Here is a 16811-nt window from a genome sequence, read left to right as displayed (position 1 = left end):
TCTCATGAACATCAGCATCCACTACGCATTCCTTCCGCACACCGATGCCGAGGCGGCTCTCGGCTTCTACCGTGACGCCCTTGGCTTCGAGGTGCGCAACGACGTCGGCTACGACGGCCTGCGGTGGCTCACGGTCGGTCCCGCGGGGCAGCCGGAGACGTCGATCGTGCTGCACCCGCCGGCAACCGATCCCGGGATCACGGACGCCGAGCGCCAGACGATCCTCGAACTCATCGCGAAGGGCAGCTACGGCGCGCTGACTCTCGCGAGCGACGATCTCGACGCGGTGTTCGAGCGACTTGTCGACAACGGCGCCGATGTGGTGCAGGAGCCCATGGATCAGCCCTACGGCGTGCGCGACTGCGCCTTCCGAGACCCCGCAGGCAACCTGCTCCGAATCAACCAGGCCGGCTGACCCCGGTCGCTACTCGAGGATCACCATGACGACGCACCCCGCTGACGGCCACGACATCATCCGCGTACAGGGTGCGCGCGAGAACAACCTCAAAGAGGTGAGCGTCGACATTCCCAAGCGTCGCCTCACCGTGTTCACCGGCGTCTCCGGATCCGGCAAGAGCTCGCTGGTCTTCGACACGATCGCCGCCGAGTCACGGCGCATGATCGACGAGACGTACAGCGCGTTCGTCCAGGGCTTCATGCCGTCGGTCCCGCGTCCGGACGTCGACGTGCTCGAGGGACTCACGACCTCGATCATCGTCGATCAGGAGCGTCTCGGCGCGAATCCGCGATCCACCGTCGGAACGGTCACCGACGCGAACGCCATGCTGCGCATCCTCTTCAGCAAGCTCGGTGACCCCTACATCGGAGGCCCGACGGCGTTCTCGTTCAACATCCCGACTCAGAAAGCCAGCGGAGTGATGACGGGGCCGGGCGGCGAGAAGAAGATCGTCAAGGACGCCATCTACCTCGGCGGCATGTGCCCTCGGTGCGAGGGCAGGGGAGCGGTGTCGGATCTCGACCTCGCGCAGATCGTCGACGAGTCGAAGTCTCTCGACGAGGGAGCGATCATGGTTCCCGGCTACACGGCGGACGGCTGGATGGTGAAGGGCTTCTCCGCATCGGGCTTCTATCCCGCCGACAAGCCGGTCTCGGAGTTCACCGAGAAGCAGCGACAGCTCTTCCTCTACGGCGAGGTCACCAAGGTCAAGATCTCGGGCATCAACATGACGTACGAGGGGTTGATCCCCAAGATCACGAAGTCGATGCTCTCGAAAGACCTCGACGCGCTGCAGCCGCACATCCGCGCTTTCGTCGAACGCGTGGCGACGTTCGCGACATGCCCGGAGTGCGATGGCACCCGCCTCACCGAAGGAGCGAGGTCCTCCAAGATCGACGGCATCAGCATCGCCGATGCCTGCCGCATGCAGGTGACCGATCTCGCCGAGTGGGTGAGAGGCTTGGAACTCCCCGGGGCGGCGCCCCTGCTCGAGGCGCTGAGCGCGAACCTCGACGCGTTCGTCACGCTCGGCCTGGGATACCTGAGCCTCGAGCGTCCATCTGGGACGCTGTCCGGGGGAGAGGCGCAGCGCATCAAGATGCTGCGTCACCTCGGCTCGTCTCTCACCGATGTCACGTACGTGTTCGACGAGCCGACCATCGGCCTCCACCCGCATGACATCCAGCGGATGAACACCCTTCTGTTGCGCCTGCGCGACAAGGGCAACACCGTGCTGGTGGTGGAACACAAGCCGGAGACCATCGCCATCGGAGACCACGTGGTGGATCTCGGTCCCGGCGCCGGAAGCGCCGGCGGTGAGATCTGCTTCGAGGGGACCATCGAGGGATTGAAGGCCAGCGGAACCCGCACCGGCGCCCACCTCGACGATCGAGCCGCGCTGAAGGATTCGGTGCGCAGTGCCACCGGCGCGATCGAGATCCGAGGCGCCTCGGCCAACAACCTGCAGAACGTCGATGTCGACATCCCCACCGGGATCCTCACCGTCGTGACCGGGGTCGCGGGTTCCGGCAAGAGCTCCCTGATCCACGGGTCCGTGTCGAAGCGCGAGGGGGTCGTGGCGATCGACCAGGGCGCGATCAAGGGATCACGGCGCAGCAATCCCGCCACCTACACGGGCATGCTCGAACCGATCCGCAAGGCGTTCGCCAAAGCCAACGGCGTCAAGCCGGCCCTGTTCAGCGCGAACTCCGAGGGTGCCTGCCCGACCTGCAAGGGCGCCGGTGTCATCATCACCGAACTCGGGTTCATGGACACGATAGAGACACCCTGCGAGGACTGCGGCGGCAAGCGCTTCCAGGCTGCCGTCCTCGAGTACAAGCTGGCGGGCAAGGACATCACCGAGGTCTTGGATCTCCCGGTCGCCGAGGCACGGGTGTTCTTCTCCGAGGGGGAGGCGAAGCTGCCGGCGGCAGCGACGATCCTCGGACGCCTCGAAGATGTGGGCCTCGGTTACCTATCGCTGGGACAGCCGCTGTCCACTCTGTCCGGAGGCGAACGCCAGCGCATCAAGCTGGCCATCCAGATGGGGGAGAAGGGCGACACGTACGTGCTCGACGAGCCGACCACGGGGCTCCACCTCGCTGACGTCCAGAACATCCTCGGACTGCTCGATCGACTCGTCGAATCCGGAAAGACCGTGATCGTGATCGAGCATCACCAGGCTGTGATGGCGCACGCCGACTGGATCATCGACGTCGGTCCCGGCGCGGGCCACGACGGCGGCCGCGTCGTCTTCGAGGGAAGCCCCGCAGAACTCGTGGCTGCGCGAACGACGGTCACGGGCGAGCATCTGGCAGAGTACGTCGGCGCGTAGAGCGGGCGGCTGGCGCCATGTCACGAGTCGTGTCGCCAGATGAGTACGAACCTTCGCGAGGAGCGATCAGTCCTTGCGTGCGACCACCGTGTACGTGCAGGGGAGAAGGTTCCGTTCCGCTTCAGGCCAGGCATACCCGCCGGGGACCTCGACCATCCGAGGACTGAACCGCCAGGGGAGTGTTCGTCCCTCGTCGAAGTGCAGAAGACGCAGGCCCGCTTTCAACAGCGACCCCAGGATCTCCGAGAGCGGGTGCGGCCATTCGTACGTGCGCGGGTGCGCGACCTTGCCGTCTCCGGCGTAGGTCGATTCGTCGTCCCATCGCTGCGCCCGGCCGTCGCCGAAATACGGGTAGCGGGTCACGAGCGTCGGCGCATCTTCGTCGAGCGCGTACAGAGCAGGATGTCCGTCGCGGATGAAGAACGTGCCTCCCGGACGCAGCAGGCCGACGATCTGCGCAGCCCAGCGGTCGAGGTCGTCCAACCAGGTGATCGTGCCGATGCTCGTGTAGACGACATCGAAGTCACCCCTCACGGCTGCGCGTGCGTCGAGGACGTCCGTCTCGATCCATGTCGCCGAAACCCCCGTGCGCTCGGCCAGCGCTTCGGCCGCAGCAAGGGCCGGCGCCGAGAAGTCGACGCCGGTGACGGTCGCTCCCGCACGGGCCAGCGAGACGGTGTCGGTACCGATATGGCATTGCAGATGGCACAGGTCGAGTCCCGTGATCCTGCTGTCGGGCACGAATCGGCGAAGCACCGGGAGATCGGCACTGACGACGTCGCTGAGATGCGAAGGATCGTCGAACGCGTCGAGACCGTAGGCGACCTCATGCAGCGGTACGCGATCGTTCCAGTTGTCCTGATTGGCGTCGCGGGCGACCGTCCAATCGATGTCGATGTTGCTACCGTTCACGCCTAGAGCCTAGCGATGCGCTCGCATCGTTCTCGTAGCAAATAACGAGTCGCGGATCAAGGGAGATCTTGTCGACGGCGTCATCCTCTAGAAAAGCAGCATGCAGAAGATCATCTACGCCGGAGATGAGTACCTCACTGGAGATGCGATCGCCGATGCGCTGCTGGCTTACAGCCGAGCACTGGGAGACGATGAGCGTGCGGAGATCGTCGAGATCCCGGTGCGGGAGAACGACGGCGGCACAGCAGTCGCGAAGTTCCTCATCGGTCCAGCGAGCCAGATCGTGTCCAAGGAGGCCGCTGGCGAGGGTCCGGAGATCGAGGATCCCGAACTCGTCGAGCGACTGCGACAGCGCACCCGTTCTATCGAGTCTCCGACGAGTCAGCCGCTGGAGATCGAGTATCCACCCGGATACGACCTCGAATGACACCGGCCGTCCCGCGGCGTTCTGGACGACGGCGCAGCGGGAGCCATCGGAACGGGTAATAGCCGATAATGCACATTATGTCAGGGAGACTGAGCTTTATTTCAACAGATGAAATCCGCCGCGGTTCCCTTCGCGCGTGCGTGGCGGCTCGATCAAATCTAGCAAGAAGCGCCGTCTGATCTGGGAAGAAGCCATCGGCTTACTCGTCATCAAGGGCGTGGCGGGTCCGTGGCCACCAAGCAGAAGCACGCGCGTCGATGGGTGCCAAAACTAGTGGTTGCGCGGATCCTTCGTTAAGTGCATGATTCAATCATCAAATGAAAGGATAGATCATGGGTCTCGACGAGCAAGGACGATTCGTGCAGCAATCCGGATTCGTGCTGCTTCACCCGGAAGAGACTGTGTTTTCCGAGATGTTGCAAGGCTTTCGGCGCCAGCAGCTGACGCGAAATCTCGCTTTCTCCACTGTCGAGAATCGGGAGGGACTGATCCGCCGTTTCGCTACCGAGATGAATGAGTACCCCTGGGCCTGGAGTGTGGACATGGTCGATGAGTTCTTCGCTGACCGTCGCGCGGTCCACGGCAACCAACGTTCCACGATCCGCAGTTACCAGAACGCGCTGTCGGGTTTCACCGACTACATCTGCTCGGAGTCATACGGCTGGATAGACCGCTGTATGGAACTCTTCGACACGCATCCCGCGCCGGTCTTCCACTACTGGAATACCGCTCGACACATCCAAGAAGCGGAGCACGGAGGACGACGTCGACCGTTTCGTCACACCGAGCTTCAAGCCTTTTTCGACCGTGCCGATGATGAGGTCGAACGCATAGCACGGACAGATCGAAAAGGCTGGGCGGCAGCGTTTCGCGACGCGACACTCTTCAAGATCGCATACTGCTTCGGGCTTCGCAGGAACGAAGTCCGTCATCTTGAGACCTTCGACTTCAGTCGCAATCGAAAAGCGCCCGAGTTCGGTAAGTACGGTCACCTCAACGTCCGGTACGGAAAGGCGATGCGAGGATCGGATTACAAACAGCGCAACGTCCTCGCCCTCTTCCCGTGGGGCAGCGAGATACTCGAGGAGTGGCTCGAGAGAGGGCATCCCCACTTGGCAACTCAAGGCGGCACCGAGCTATTTACAACTGAACGTGGAACGTTCGTGTCCGAAACTGCCCTAGGCGCCAGGTTCCGTCAGTATCGGGACGATATAGGGCTAGGACGCGAGGTCGTCATGCACTCACTGCGACACTCGTACATCACACACCTCATCGAAGCAGGCGCACCAGCGTACTTTGTACAGAGGCAGGTTGGTCATGAGTACGCGTCGACCACCGCGCTGTACACGGGTGTTTCCGACGAATACCTCACCTCGACTGTTCGAGACATGCTCGGTGGAACTATCGGAGACGCTCTCAGAAACGGATCCAAGGAATGATGAAATGCGCCGCACAACCGACTACGACTGGAAGCTGTCTGAGCTGATGGCACGCAACGCCATGCATAACTCCACAGATCTCGCTCCCCACCTAGCGGATCGGGGGATCAACTTGTCGTCAGCGCAGATTTGGCGGATGGTCACTGGGAGGCCTGAACGACTTTCGCTGCCGCTGCTTGCCGCACTGTGCGACATCTTTCACTGCACGCCTGCCGACCTGATAACTACGTCGGCAACAGATGCCGCATCCGCGAAACGAGCAGTGAATGAGGTCACCAACCTGAACGCCGTGGGGAGCCGAGCCCGACCGAAACGAGCGAGGGTGATTGCCGATGACCGCTGACAACGGGAGGAGACCAAAGGGCCGACCACGGGCGCCGGGCGAGGTCACGTGCGCGCGGTGCCAGGAACAGACACCCAAGACGACAACGAAGTATCGGTTTCCTGAAGGTCTGATCTGTGGGCGCTGCTACGACCGAGCGACCCACACCTTCGGCGACTGTCCCGGGTGTTCGACCAACAGGCTGCTGCCCGGAATCGACTCGTCGGGACGCTCGGTGTGCTCTGACTGCGGCGGCCTCGGGCGCAGCTTCATTTGTCACCGATGCGGGCACGAGGGTGCCATCTTCCGACGCGGGAATTGTGAACGATGTTCCCTTGACGACGATCTCAGCGAAGTCCTGAACGGGGCTGATCAGTTTGATCCGACGATGTCGGCGCTCAAGACCCGCCTACTCGAGAGCGACCGTCCGACAAGCGTGCTTACCTGGATGCGCTCACCCAAGGTCAAGACCATCCTCCGCGGACTCGCGGACGGATCCATCTCGATCACCCATGAAGGTCTCGACAGTGCTGGGCGTACGGGAGCCGTGCAACACATACGAGCACTGCTCGTCGATATGAAGCTGCTCCCGACTCGCGATGAGGCCTACGTCTCCTTTGAAAACTGGGTCAACCGTGTTGTCCAAGAGACCCCGCCGAACCAGCGTCTGCCTCTCACGCAGTATGCCGTCTGGCATCACCTGAATCGTGTGCGACAACTAGTCGAGCGGGGGCAGGACGCCCACTCCCCGCACATTACGCCAAACAGCAGATCACGGCGGCGAGCGAGTTCTTGCAATGGCTAGAGGTGCAGAATGTCAGCCTCGGCGATTGTGGACAGGGACTCGTCGATGAATGGCTGACAACTGGGCCGACCACACGCTATAACCTCAAGCTGTTCCTGGACTACTGCACGGAACACAAGCTCTCCCACCCGCTGACGGTGCCGCGCCGCAACGCGCGCTCCACGCGAAGGATGGACGCGGACGAACGCCTTCGCTGGATCCGCTTCTACTGCGACGCCACTGACCTGAAACTCGCGACCCGCACGGCAGCATTGATGTTTCTCTTGTTCGGTCAACCGCTGACGCGCCTCTCGAAAATGCGCGTTGATCAGTTCACCCGCACCGATGCCGATGAACTGATTGTCAGATTTTCCGGGAAGGACGTACCGGTGCCGGAGCCGTTCGCGAGTATCGTTTCCGCACACCTCGCCGCGCGTGCCCGCGTCCGAACCCAGCGAGTCGACGACAATTCGTACCTCTTCCCCGGGATGCGAGCCGGCAGACATATCACCGCGCAACAACTGAAAGAGGAGCTAAACGCGCTTGGTATCGACGTTCTCGCAGCGAAGAACACCAGCCTGGACGACCTCGTCACCCGGATGCCAGCGCCGCTCGTCGCAATGGCGATGGGATTCAGCTTCAACGCGATGGACCAGCATGAGATCCACCAGGGCGTCCGCTTCGAACAGTACGTGCATGGCCGATTTCACCGTGAGGATGAAACCTCCTGACGTCGTCGGCCGGTGCGCCTTCGGTGCTGTTCAGCAACATCTCTCGTTCAGAGCCAAGGTCAGCAGCCACTCCCCCGTCTCGGGCGACAAACCGGAGGGCGAACGCTTGCGAGAGCGCGGTCTGCGAGTCGTATAGCCCCGCCGTTACGAACGGTCGCGTAGCCGCTTCCGCCTCCACCGAGGATTTAGCAGAGTCTCGTTCCGGCTCAGTCGTGTCGAACGCCTAGTTTCGAAGTCGAAGCGGCATCATCGTCGGTGCGGCTCTCCCACGGCGCGGGCTGAAGCATGAACGCTAACGTCTCTTCATCCTCTGCGTTGTCGCGCTTGAGTGTGCCGCCCCGACGCTAGTGCGACACATCAAAGCTGTAGGCGGAGGGTTCATGGCATGGTCGATCAAGCAAGTTTCGAGACTCGAGGGAGACCAACGCGAGAACACGTATGCGGATCCCGTCGAGCCGTCCGCCGGACACCACCCGTCGGCTAGCGGGGGCGTAGGTCTGGCACGCCTCCGGGAAGAATGGCATCCAAACCGACCCCGAGGGCCTGGGATATTGCGAACAGTGATCGAAGTGAGGGATTCGCCGGCATCCCCGGACGGGACTCCCCTTTTCGTACTTCTGATAGGTGTAACGGCTCATGCCGGCGCCGTACGCCACGTCCTCTTGGCTCAGCCCAGCCTCCTGCCGAACTCGACGAAGTGCGACCGCGAGCTGCTGCGCGTACGCGCTCCACTCGGCTTCCGCCAACTCATTTCGCCGAACCACATCTCTAGCCTCGCGATTCGGTGCAGAGGACATGGCCTAGTCCGTATGGCATAATTACTCTGGCCATACGAAACAATCGACTTTCGCCGGATCCTCCCTCCACTCTGCACGTGTGCTGCCCGCCCTACGGACACCGCGGTCGCACCGCAGGGCTGGGCCGATGCGTGCGACCGCGATTGTGACGGTTATCGTGGCGAGTAGTTCTTGGGGTTCGTGGTGGCGCGGTGTGGGCCATCCCCCGCCCGCTTCGTGGGCATACATGTTCGAGGACTTCACCGGAGAGGACTCTGCCGATGAATGGGGCTTGGCAGCAGGCATCTTCATTGCCCAGTACCGCCGTCGTCAGTCGCAGGGACCGACCTTCCGGGAACTCTTCGAGCACTTGCTCCCCGACACCGGTGGAGTTCCTGCCCGCCTCCCCACGGAATGGGATGTCTTAGAGCGACGCCGCGGGAACAGCAGCTTCCGTAGCCACGTGGCTATCGAATGGCGCCGACGCGGATACATCGAATACGACCGACAGGTCACACGTAGTCTTCGAGTCGGTCACCGCTTTCGCGAGCAGTCTCGTGCACTCCAAGCGCAACCCCGCGAGAGTAATAAAGCGTTAGGCGGTGCGAGATCGCCCACGGCGACCGACGCGTCGGAGCACTCCCTGAGCGCGGTCGAAGCCCGCGCTCTACTGCGCGTCGCGCCAACGTCGTTGCGTCGACTCACTCGTCGCGGCTATCTGCACGTCGTCGAGTGCGACTCCGAGTGGCGATACCCGTCCTGGCAGTTCGCGGGGCGACCACGATTCGCTGTCGTACCGGGAATCGATATCGTCGCCCCCGCCATTCCGAAGGATTGGTCGCCGGCCACGATCAACTCGTTCATGATGACTCCGCGCCGCGAACTCGCCGACGATGGCGGCTCAGTCTCTCCCGCCGACTGGTTAATGCGAGGGAGTGATCCACACCAGATCGCCGACTTTCTCGAGACTTTGGAGGTGGAGAGTGAATAGCGACCCCCAGGAGCGTGAGCCCTCGTCGCGCCGTAAGGGAGTGAGCACTCCTGGTGATCACGACGCAGTCACGCAAGAGGAGCTCGATTCAGTTCTCGAGGCGTTCAGACGGCTCGTGCAAGCGGCAGCAGATTCCGGGCGCGATCGGAAACTTATCGACGCAATCCTCCGCACGATGATCGAACTGGTGCTGGAGACCGAAGGCGATCTGTTTATATCGGCAAAGTCGCCGGCTCCTGAGACGAGCACAACCAGCAACGAAACGGCTACTCCAATTGATTCGCCGGCTGAACCGAGACTTCGGCTTCGTCCCGAGTACCGACTACGACTCGAGGCCGTCATCGATTCTTGGAGCGACGATGAAACTGCTGACTTTCTCATGGTCGGTGCACGTCAGGTCCGGCGACGCGCTCAACAAGGCTCCCTCTACTACTTTGTGGTGAACCGGAAACGGCGTTACCCCGTGTGGCAGTTTGACCGATTTTGCGGCGTGCTCGAGGGCGTCACGCAACTAGGAAAGGCACTTCCAGAATCGTGGTCTGCTGAGCGTGTGTACTCATTCATGACGACTCGAAGCCCTGCGCTAGAGCTCGTCACCCCGGCGCAGTGGTTGCGCCTGAAGAGGGATCCGAATTCGATTGTCGCGGTGATCATGAACTCCAGCAAGACGTGATCGTCTTCAGCGACGAGCACCGAACTTGAACTTCAGCTCCTGCTTCGTAGTCATCTCCCGCGAAGCGCGCGACGCCAGTGGCGCGGTGCACGACCGCATGCCAGCGTTCCTGACGCCCGACACTTGGGATACCTGGCTCACGGCTCGAGCACTGTCGCCTCCCCGATCCGTGAGCACATCGTTGGCGGGAAGGTCTGCAGCTCGCGCACCGTCGACCCCGCTGAACCGACTCTGCTGGAGCAGGCCGCCTAATGGCTGGGCGTCGAGAGATTCTCTGGGCGATCATCGCCTTCGGCGGAGTCGCGCTCAGCGTGGCCGGGATCGTGCTGATGGTCAACGGAGAGCCCATCAGCTGGCTCACAACTGACGACTTTCCCTCGCAGTGGACGCGTTCGTGAAGCCGCGCCGGTGGCGGTTGGACACCTGGCCGGGCGGTACATCCACGCGTGGGACTGTCGCCCGCGGGTCCGGGTGGGCCTTGTCGGTACTCATGCGCGGACCACCTCCCCTTGGGTCTGGCAGCACGATGGCACGGGCGTCGCGATGGAAGTCATCGTGACGCCCGTCGTCCAGTGAACGGTCCGCGTCCTGGTTGATGAACACCATGTCGGCGCTGATCCCCCGTACGTTCGAACGCACGCTGTGGAACGTGATGCGGCCGCGCCCACCCAGGTCGATGTGCGAATCCCCCTTGTAGTGGCGAATGCGAACACCCGGCCACTCGACCACCCTGGGCACCCGCTCGAAGCAGCGCAGCACATCCGTGATGTCAGCATGGCGCGGCGTGAAGACCGCGATGCGCTTGCCCTTCGCCGCCTCCACGAACAGTCCCACAGCTGCGAAGCGATTCATCGGGCGTCCTCGAGGATCGCGGTCGGGATGGATGCGAGTAGGGCGTCCGCTGCCTGCGAGAGCGCCTCGCCGGCCGCGGCCTTGATCGGGTCGACCGCCGCCGCGTGCAGCACCACGCGCCCGCCACCCTGGTCCTCGAGACTCACGGGCACGGTGAACGACGCCACCTGCGTCGGCGTACCGGCGCCGAGAGTGATGTCCACGGTTCCCTCAATGGGTGCGACAGCGGTCAAGGCTTCTCCGTTCGGTCAAGTCCGGCTCGCTCAGCCCATGCGCGAGGTATGTGCGCCGCAGCGAAGCGAGCCGGAAGATGGGGTGGCGAATCGCCACCACGCCGGCATTGGTTCGCCAAGCCCACGCTCGGCGTCACCCTTGCCGCGGCTGCTGTTGCAGTCGAAGTGCGCGTGGCGGAAGTTGTCGGGTTCGTTCTGTAGCACGGGAAAGTCCTCGACCGGGTAGTAGTGGTCGAGGGTGTGCGAGTCGGTCGTCGTACCCGGTGCCTGCTCGCAGTCGATGCGCAGCGTGCAGATCCAGCACACCGACAGGTGGCGGGTCGCCGGGTCCGCGTCGAGCAGCTTGCCCGCTTCGAATGAACTCGGTCCGCTGCCGCTGGTCCTCACGGTTGTGCGTGCGCTTACTCACGTGCCCTCCCCTGCGGCTTCCGATACGGTGAGGGCATGGAACGAGCGAGCGGTGTAGTCAACCCCAGACTGATGCAAAGCGTGCTCGTCGGCCGCGACGACAACGGCGTGCACATCACCTGGGCGCTCGGCGACCCGGCGCCCGCCAGCGGTGTCGAGTACTTCATGTGCTCGGTCACGGTGTACGGCGGTCGGGCCAGCAGCTTGAAGCAGTTTGGGGTGAAGTTCATGGGCACCGAAGACCCCGAGGTCCGCGCGTTCGTCTTCGACCACATGGGTGGCGGTCAGTCGAACTACCCGCTCGACAAGGTCACCATCACTCGCGAATCGATCTCGGTGCACTTCGTGGACGCCAGTGTCGGGCCCGACGGCATCGACAGCGCCCACGCGGGCCTGAACGTGAACGGCGTCGACCTGCAGCAGCGATTCACCGTCACACTCGTCGACTAACCGACCGGGACGTGGGCGGCGGCTTACTCGTGCCAGGGGCGCCGCTGCGGGCTGGGGACCGCGCGTCCGGGCCTTTCCAGACCCCGGCCGCCCACACACCTCGTCTCCCGGGTACGACAAAAGCCCCGCCGGTTGGGCGAGGCTTCGGTCACAGTTCAGGTGCAAGCACAACTTAACAGGAGCTCCGCTCACACTTCCAGCTGATCACATCGGTGTGTTGCGATCCCCCGCTGCCCCGCGGTGATCGTGATTCCCGATTCGTTATTCGGATGATGCCGTCTGTCGTGCCCTTCACCGCCAACGTGTGGCGAATCACCCCAACTGAGTTCGTCGGACTGATCAGCGACGCGCAACGCAACCTGACTTCCGGGGCAAACGTCGATGTGGACACCCCGATTTCGGTCTACTGGGTGACCAAGAGCAAGCAGGGGCGGGAGGACCATCCCACGGTTGCCGTCGAGGACGTCGTGTCCACGATCGAGATCCCCAGCACTCACGCGTACGTCGGGCTTCGGCTGACGCTCGGGGATCGCATGATTCGCATCACGCTGGTCCAGCGGAGCGTCGAGATCATGCTCCAGTCGACCGACCAAGACTGGCTGCGGTTGACCGAACCGTGGGCGCGAGAAGCCATCATCCGCTTCGTACCGAAGTGGGCGTGGCTGACCACGTTCCGAGGGTGGCTCGCCTTCACGGGTCTGCTCTTCGCGGCCAACGCCGTGATCTACTTCGGGTTGATCGCGTTGGGCGCCGACTGGCTGCCCGCCGTGCTCACTTCAGCCATCGGCCAGGTAGCCCTTCTCGGTGCCTACATTGCCTTCACGGGGCGGTCTCGAGTGGTTCTTGGCGAACGTGGCCCCTCTCGATTCCGCGCCGTCGGCATACAAGGGCTGCTCCTCGTTATCGGCGCACTGCTGGGCGTACTAGGCCAACGTCTTTTCGACACGATCTTTCCGCCCGCCTGACCTTCGCTCTTCGCCACCGCACGGCATACTGAGCGGGTGAATTGGGATTCGTTTTTACCCGACCTGCTCGTCGGCGTGGTCACAGGTGGGCTGGTTGGTGGCGTTGTGCTCGGTGCCGAGCGCCGCCTATCGAAGCGCGCTCGAAGTCTTGAGGTAACCAATGCTGAGGGTGCGGTGGTCGAGAAGGCACGTGCAGTGCTCCGGCATCCGATCGTCTGGGACGAAGAATGCAATGATCTAACTCCCGGTCGAACTCAGCTCGACCGATTGGTCCCGGTGGTGAAAGCCGTTCCGACAGGAGAACCACTCGAGCGTTACCCAGGCATCGTGCACGCCTATCGGGTAGTGCAGTTGCTCGACGAGGTCGAGTCCTCCGCGGACGCGATCTTCACCGAGCGCACGAAGCACGAGTCGGACCTCGACCTCTTGGCCGTTCCGGACGCAATCGCGCACAACATCAAGCGCCTGCTGCAACCGCCCTACGACCCGCTCTGGGCGTGGGAGTGGCCCGAACCTTATGGGCCGCGCCTCTCGGCGGCGATCAAAGCTGCGATTGAGCAGGACCTCGACCTCCGTCAGGTCATGGACGAGTACGTTCGTAACCGCCGCCTCTTGGAAGCACACCGTGAATCCTTCGTGCTCGTCGACGGCTCATGGCGTGCTGACGAATGGGCCGCCCTCCTCAAAAAGACCCGCAACGCCCCGCGATTCTTCGCCACCAAGTGGTACCGGGTGTTCGTGTACAAGCGCGACGTGCAGCTCGCCATGAACGGAGCCGAACAGTACGGCTACGACATCGTCACCAAGATCGACCCGATGGCCTACTGATCGTCAGCACACCCGCTGCTTGCCTCACTCGTCCCCGATTCACGGCCAGAACCCGCCTGGCGGTGAGGTGACTGGTCCGTGGGCAGCTGGTCGCGTGCTTGCGCGAGACGGATGCTTTTCTCTGCCTTTCGGAGTTGTGCTCGTACGACGCGCGTGGTGGATGCGAAGTCGTCCACGACCTCGTCGGTGGGGGTTCGGTGGCGCCGCCCACCTTGTTGCGGAGGCTCTGGAGACGGGACGCGATCTCTTCGTAGGCCGCGTTGAGCTTGCCTTGGCTCACCAGGAGGCTTGTGATGATGGGGACGGACCATTTGCCGTCGCGTACCTCAAGGAGGCGGGCGAGGGATCGTGCGTCGTCGACGACTTCAGACCATGCCGAAAGAACGACGGCGGTGTTGGCGTTGGTGGGGCGGAGCGCGTCCCATATGGTGTCATACCGGTGGTCGTGCTCGGGGTGCCGTGCGCGTAGGTAGTCGTAGAAGGCGGTGAACGCGGGCGCCTCGCTAATCGTCGTGCCCAGCTCCGGCTGGCCTTCAGGACCCAGGTTGAGCGTTGCGGGGCCGCCTTCTACGGTTGCACGACCCAAGAGACGCTCGAGTTCATCCGGCGAGATGATCTCGCCGCAGATAGCTCTTCGCGCCAGACGCGGGTTGAGTCACCCCCTACAAACACCTAGTTTCATAAGTGTTGGTATCATGGTGTGATGCCCACGTCTTCGCCCAGCACCCGCATCCCCATCGATGCCATCTCGAGCGAGACCCTGGACTGGAAGCCGCGGGCACCGGGGATGTTCTCACGGGCCGAGGTTGTGCGTCAGACCGGGCCCTTTGAGGCGACGGTCACAGCTCCGATCGCTCATTGGAGCCCGCAGGTCCCGAGCGAAGATGCCGCTGACGTCGAAGACGCCACGCGCCAGCTGGTCGCGTTCGACGAGCATGCGCGGCGCACGTTGGGCACCGACAACCCGGCCCTGGGCCCGATGACCGCGATCCTGCTCCGCACAGAGTCCGCGTCCAGCTCACAGATCGAGCAGCTGACGACGTCGGCGAAGCAGCTCGCTCTCGCCGAGATCGATGAAGGCGACAAGGCCAACGCGCTCACCGTCATCGGGAACGTCCGCGCCATGGAGGCAGCCCTCGCGCTCTCGGACGAGATCTCCGAGGATTCCATCCTGCAGATGCACCACGCTCTGCTGCGCCACCAATCCGGCCTCGAGCAGGAAGCCGGTGTCTACCGCCAAGAACAGGTCTGGATCGGCCCCGGCAACGCCGGCCCCCGCCACGCGGAGTTCATAGGTCCCCACCACGACCGGATTCCCGGTGCGATCGGTGACCTGGTCAGATTCGTGCAGCGCCAGGACATCTCCGTGCTTGTTCAGGTCGCTGTCGCGCACGCCCAGTTCGAGACCATCCACCCGTTCGTCGACGGCAACGGCCGCACCGGCCGCGCGCTCGCGCAGTCGATCCTGCGCAACAAGGGTCTCGTCAGCTCCACCGCCGTACCGATCTCTGCAGGACTACTCGTGAACACCGGGCGCTACTTCCAGGCGCTGACCGCTTTCCGAGCCGGCGACGCTGCCCCGATCATCCGCGAGTTCGCCATGGCGAGTCGCATCGCCGCGTCCACGGGGACGCAGTTGGTCGACGATCTCGTCGCGCAGCTGGACGAGTCCCGCGCTCTACTCCAGGGCGTCCGCTCCGACGCTGCGGTCTGGAAGGTCCTTCCCGCGCTCGTGGGCCAGCCGGCTGTGAACACGAAGTACCTCATGAGCGCGCTCGGACTCGGCGAGATGGCGGCGCTGCGCGCGCTGGACACACTCACCGATCGCGGGGTGCTCACCGAGACGACCGGCCAAGGACGCAACCGCGTCTGGCAGCACCGCGGGATCTTCGACGTCCTCGACGGATACGCCGAGCAGATCCGCCGGATGACCGCTCGAGGCTAGCCGCGCGCCAGCGCGGGGTCATAAGCCCCGGCGGGTCGGCACTGCCTATGACCCCCGATCCGACTTCCGCGGAATCTCGCGGATTTCGTGCGCTCCCCTGCGCTCGGTTGCTGGGCACTTCGACGGAGACCCCCAGCAATCGAGCGGATCCGAGCGCGCATTGCCTCTGAACGAGGTCTAATCCGGGTCCGGACCTGCGGCTGCAGTTCCCTCGAGCTCGCGAAGCCGTTTCAGCTGCGCCCACGGCCAGAACGCGATCCACCCGATCGAAACGATCGAGCCGCCCATGATCATCGAAGCGATATCCATGCGATTCACGCTACGGACTCGGCGTGCCCCCGGTCATCCCCCGCGCGACGGATCCGTTCAGACAGCCACTGCGGCTGGCGACCGCAACCCCAGAAACCTCTCTATGCGGAGTCCTCGTCGATCCGCGTGATTCCGGGGTTTACGTGTTTACAACCTCACAAACCTCAGTTGCTCAGCGAGCCTCCACCCCGCTCGTCACGACCGACCCTGACCCCGAATAAGTGGCCCCATGCCTGAACAGAAACCGATCGACAAGAAGACCGCCCGGCACATCCGAGCTCTCGTCATCACGCAGGACGACGCGCTGAAGGGTCGCCCTTGGCGGTCGATGAAAGCGATCAAGCGCGCGCTGAAGGCAGGCGAGATCGACTGACCTGCGCTCGACGCTCACCCCACACACGACCTCGAGGAGAACACCGATGGTTCTCATCTACAGCACGACCCCGCACGACACCGGCGAGTTGGTTGCTCTGCGTCAGGTCATCAACGACAACGAGCGCGCGTTCTCGGATCTCAGGACTATCTACAGCGTCGACCAGCGGCGTCTTTGTGATGAGTACGACGCCCTCATGGCCGCGCAGCGACCCACGTACCCGACGCCGGAGCACCTGAAGGGCCTGGACATGGTCGCCGAGATGATGCGCGCCGGCACCGAGTACGGCGACCACCGCGGTTCGCCCAGGCAGGTCGATCGCGAAGCCGGGCGAGCTCTCCCCGCAGCGTCGACTTCTCATCGTTCGCCTGCAGGATCAACATCCGCGCCTTCGCCCAGTACCGTGCCCGCTCGTCCCAGCACGCGTGGATCTTCACGGAAGACGACATCGAGGCCTTCCGGCATGAGCTGACGAAGCGCTCGCTCGGCATCGCCTCCCACTGGCAGCACGAGGATGGCGTCGCCTTCCAGGTGTTCAACGCTCGCGACTGACGTGGGCCTTCAGGTTCGGCCGAACCCGCTCGGATTGGCCAGCCGGAAA

21 protein-coding genes are annotated in these 16811 nt (G+C 63.4%); 15 read left to right on the top strand and 6 right to left on the bottom strand.

What is annotated here, in order from left to right; genetic code table 11:
* The first annotated feature begins 4 nt into the window (after positions 1 to 4).
* Positions 5 to 415, top strand: a complete 411-nt coding sequence (locus ACZZ93_RS02540) for a VOC family protein (protein WP_056279056.1) — start codon at positions 5 to 7, stop codon at positions 413 to 415.
* A gap of 25 nt (positions 416 to 440) precedes the next feature.
* Complete coding sequence (locus ACZZ93_RS02535) at positions 441 to 2792, top strand: ATP-binding cassette domain-containing protein (RefSeq protein ID WP_463510410.1); 2352 nt, start codon at positions 441 to 443, stop codon at positions 2790 to 2792.
* 66 nt (positions 2793 to 2858) lie between these two features.
* On the opposite strand, the gene ACZZ93_RS02530 is transcribed toward ACZZ93_RS02535, so the two are convergent.
* Complete coding sequence (locus ACZZ93_RS02530) at positions 2859 to 3704, bottom strand: class I SAM-dependent methyltransferase (protein ID WP_463510409.1); 846 nt, start codon at positions 3702 to 3704, stop codon at positions 2859 to 2861.
* Between the two features lie 100 nt (positions 3705 to 3804).
* Between ACZZ93_RS02530 and ACZZ93_RS02525 the strand changes: the two genes are divergently transcribed.
* From ACZZ93_RS02525 to ACZZ93_RS02510, 4 genes are all read left to right on the top strand, one after another.
* A complete protein-coding gene (locus tag ACZZ93_RS02525) occupies positions 3805 to 4131 on the top strand; it encodes a hypothetical protein (RefSeq protein ID WP_053096077.1) in 327 nt (108 codons plus the stop codon).
* Positions 4132 to 4463: 332 nt separating this feature from the next.
* A complete protein-coding gene (locus ACZZ93_RS02520; RefSeq protein ID WP_056278731.1) occupies positions 4464 to 5570 on the top strand; it encodes a tyrosine-type recombinase/integrase in 1107 nt (368 codons plus the stop codon).
* Between the two features lie 4 nt (positions 5571 to 5574).
* Complete coding sequence (locus tag ACZZ93_RS02515) at positions 5575 to 5913, top strand: helix-turn-helix domain-containing protein (protein WP_082586583.1); 339 nt, start codon at positions 5575 to 5577, stop codon at positions 5911 to 5913.
* A gap of 786 nt (positions 5914 to 6699) precedes the next feature.
* Complete coding sequence (locus ACZZ93_RS02510) at positions 6700 to 7407, top strand: hypothetical protein (RefSeq protein WP_463510408.1); 708 nt, start codon at positions 6700 to 6702, stop codon at positions 7405 to 7407.
* 344 nt (positions 7408 to 7751) lie between these two features.
* On the opposite strand, the gene ACZZ93_RS02505 is transcribed toward ACZZ93_RS02510, so the two are convergent.
* Positions 7752 to 8204, bottom strand: a complete 453-nt coding sequence (locus tag ACZZ93_RS02505; protein ID WP_463510407.1) for a helix-turn-helix domain-containing protein — start codon at positions 8202 to 8204, stop codon at positions 7752 to 7754.
* Positions 8205 to 8430: 226 nt separating this feature from the next.
* On the opposite strand from ACZZ93_RS02505, the gene ACZZ93_RS02500 reads away from it, so the two are divergent.
* The 3 genes from ACZZ93_RS02500 to ACZZ93_RS02490 all read left to right on the top strand — a co-directional run bounded on the left by ACZZ93_RS02500 (position 8431) and on the right by ACZZ93_RS02490 (position 10214).
* Positions 8431 to 9174 (top strand): hypothetical protein, encoded by a 744-nt coding sequence (locus tag ACZZ93_RS02500; protein ID WP_463510406.1) that lies wholly within the window; start codon positions 8431 to 8433, stop codon positions 9172 to 9174.
* Positions 9175 to 9349: 175 nt separating this feature from the next.
* Positions 9350 to 9847 carry a hypothetical protein gene (locus ACZZ93_RS02495; RefSeq protein ID WP_314094311.1) on the top strand — a complete coding sequence of 166 codons (498 nt, stop codon included), beginning with the start codon at positions 9350 to 9352 and terminating at the stop codon, positions 9845 to 9847.
* A gap of 25 nt (positions 9848 to 9872) precedes the next feature.
* Complete coding sequence (locus ACZZ93_RS02490; protein WP_157538173.1) at positions 9873 to 10214, top strand: SOS response-associated peptidase family protein; 342 nt, start codon at positions 9873 to 9875, stop codon at positions 10212 to 10214.
* Here the strand turns inward: ACZZ93_RS02490 and ACZZ93_RS02485 are convergent.
* Genes ACZZ93_RS02485 through ACZZ93_RS02475 form a run of 3 tightly spaced genes read right to left on the bottom strand, consistent with a single transcriptional unit; the run spans position 10205 to position 11319 of the window.
* A complete protein-coding gene (locus ACZZ93_RS02485; RefSeq protein WP_463510405.1) occupies positions 10205 to 10699 on the bottom strand; it encodes a hypothetical protein in 495 nt (164 codons plus the stop codon). The genes ACZZ93_RS02490 and ACZZ93_RS02485 overlap by 10 nt on opposite strands.
* Positions 10696 to 10902, bottom strand: a complete 207-nt coding sequence (locus ACZZ93_RS02480; RefSeq protein WP_463510404.1) for a hypothetical protein — start codon at positions 10900 to 10902, stop codon at positions 10696 to 10698. Before ACZZ93_RS02480 ends, ACZZ93_RS02485 begins: the two co-directional genes overlap by 4 nt.
* Positions 10903 to 10962: 60 nt before the next feature.
* Positions 10963 to 11319, bottom strand: coding sequence for a hypothetical protein (locus ACZZ93_RS02475; protein WP_463510403.1), 357 nt, complete (start codon positions 11317 to 11319; stop codon positions 10963 to 10965).
* Between the two features lie 93 nt (positions 11320 to 11412).
* Here ACZZ93_RS02475 and ACZZ93_RS02470 point away from each other — a divergent pair, with 93 nt between their 5' ends.
* From ACZZ93_RS02470 to ACZZ93_RS02455, 4 genes are all read left to right on the top strand, one after another.
* The gene (locus tag ACZZ93_RS02470; RefSeq protein WP_463510402.1) at positions 11413 to 11790 is read left to right on the top strand and encodes a hypothetical protein; all 378 of its coding nucleotides are present in this window, start codon (positions 11413 to 11415) and stop codon (positions 11788 to 11790) included.
* Between the two features lie 284 nt (positions 11791 to 12074).
* Positions 12075 to 12755 carry a hypothetical protein gene (locus ACZZ93_RS02465; protein WP_463510401.1) on the top strand — a complete coding sequence of 227 codons (681 nt, stop codon included), beginning with the start codon at positions 12075 to 12077 and terminating at the stop codon, positions 12753 to 12755.
* 36 nt (positions 12756 to 12791) lie between these two features.
* Positions 12792 to 13583, top strand: coding sequence for a hypothetical protein (locus tag ACZZ93_RS02460; RefSeq protein ID WP_157538177.1), 792 nt, complete (start codon positions 12792 to 12794; stop codon positions 13581 to 13583).
* 703 nt (positions 13584 to 14286) lie between these two features.
* Positions 14287 to 15528 (top strand): Fic family protein, encoded by a 1242-nt coding sequence (locus ACZZ93_RS02455; protein ID WP_230100800.1) that lies wholly within the window; start codon positions 14287 to 14289, stop codon positions 15526 to 15528.
* 177 nt (positions 15529 to 15705) lie between these two features.
* Here the strand turns inward: ACZZ93_RS02455 and ACZZ93_RS02450 are convergent, their stop codons facing one another.
* Positions 15706 to 15837 carry a hypothetical protein gene (locus ACZZ93_RS02450; protein WP_268776162.1) on the bottom strand — a complete coding sequence of 44 codons (132 nt, stop codon included), beginning with the start codon at positions 15835 to 15837 and terminating at the stop codon, positions 15706 to 15708.
* A gap of 229 nt (positions 15838 to 16066) precedes the next feature.
* Here ACZZ93_RS02450 and ACZZ93_RS02445 point away from each other — a divergent pair, with 229 nt between their 5' ends.
* Together ACZZ93_RS02445 and ACZZ93_RS02440 are read left to right on the top strand one after the other, a co-directional pair.
* The gene (locus tag ACZZ93_RS02445) at positions 16067 to 16210 is read left to right on the top strand and encodes a hypothetical protein (RefSeq protein WP_157538179.1); all 144 of its coding nucleotides are present in this window, start codon (positions 16067 to 16069) and stop codon (positions 16208 to 16210) included.
* Positions 16211 to 16256: 46 nt separating this feature from the next.
* The gene (locus ACZZ93_RS02440; RefSeq protein ID WP_463510400.1) at positions 16257 to 16682 is read left to right on the top strand and encodes a hypothetical protein; all 426 of its coding nucleotides are present in this window, start codon (positions 16257 to 16259) and stop codon (positions 16680 to 16682) included.
* The last annotated feature ends 129 nt before the right edge of the window (positions 16683 to 16811 follow it).

The sequence above is a fragment of the Microbacterium sp. AC026 genome, assembly GCF_979258475.1.
The sequence above is the reverse complement of the archived record's forward strand: the minus strand, read 5'-3'. Positions and strand labels throughout refer to the sequence as shown.

What these genes read in the sequence shown, in the direction of transcription:
- ACZZ93_RS02540 (WP_056279056.1), top strand. Translation starts at nt 5, where the DNA reads ATGAACATCAGCATCCACTACGCATTCCTTCCGCACACCGATGCCGAG.
- ACZZ93_RS02535 (WP_463510410.1), top strand. Translation starts at nt 441, where the DNA reads ATGACGACGCACCCCGCTGACGGCCACGACATCATCCGCGTACAGGGT.
- ACZZ93_RS02525 (WP_053096077.1), top strand. Translation starts at nt 3,805, where the DNA reads ATGCAGAAGATCATCTACGCCGGAGATGAGTACCTCACTGGAGATGCG.
- ACZZ93_RS02520 (WP_056278731.1), top strand. Translation starts at nt 4,464, where the DNA reads ATGGGTCTCGACGAGCAAGGACGATTCGTGCAGCAATCCGGATTCGTG.
- ACZZ93_RS02515 (WP_082586583.1), top strand. Translation starts at nt 5,575, where the DNA reads ATGCGCCGCACAACCGACTACGACTGGAAGCTGTCTGAGCTGATGGCA.
- ACZZ93_RS02505 (WP_463510407.1), bottom strand. Translation starts at nt 8,204, where the DNA reads ATGTCCTCTGCACCGAATCGCGAGGCTAGAGATGTGGTTCGGCGAAAT.
- ACZZ93_RS02500 (WP_463510406.1), top strand. Translation starts at nt 8,431, where the DNA reads ATGTTCGAGGACTTCACCGGAGAGGACTCTGCCGATGAATGGGGCTTG.
- ACZZ93_RS02495 (WP_314094311.1), top strand. Translation starts at nt 9,350, where the DNA reads ATGATCGAACTGGTGCTGGAGACCGAAGGCGATCTGTTTATATCGGCA.
- ACZZ93_RS02485 (WP_463510405.1), bottom strand. Translation starts at nt 10,699, where the DNA reads ATGAATCGCTTCGCAGCTGTGGGACTGTTCGTGGAGGCGGCGAAGGGC.
- ACZZ93_RS02470 (WP_463510402.1), top strand. Translation starts at nt 11,413, where the DNA reads ATGCAAAGCGTGCTCGTCGGCCGCGACGACAACGGCGTGCACATCACC.
- ACZZ93_RS02455 (WP_230100800.1), top strand. Translation starts at nt 14,287, where the DNA reads ATGCCCACGTCTTCGCCCAGCACCCGCATCCCCATCGATGCCATCTCG.
- ACZZ93_RS02450 (WP_268776162.1), bottom strand. Translation starts at nt 15,837, where the DNA reads ATGGATATCGCTTCGATGATCATGGGCGGCTCGATCGTTTCGATCGGG.
- ACZZ93_RS02445 (WP_157538179.1), top strand. Translation starts at nt 16,067, where the DNA reads ATGCCTGAACAGAAACCGATCGACAAGAAGACCGCCCGGCACATCCGA.
- ACZZ93_RS02440 (WP_463510400.1), top strand. Translation starts at nt 16,257, where the DNA reads ATGGTTCTCATCTACAGCACGACCCCGCACGACACCGGCGAGTTGGTT.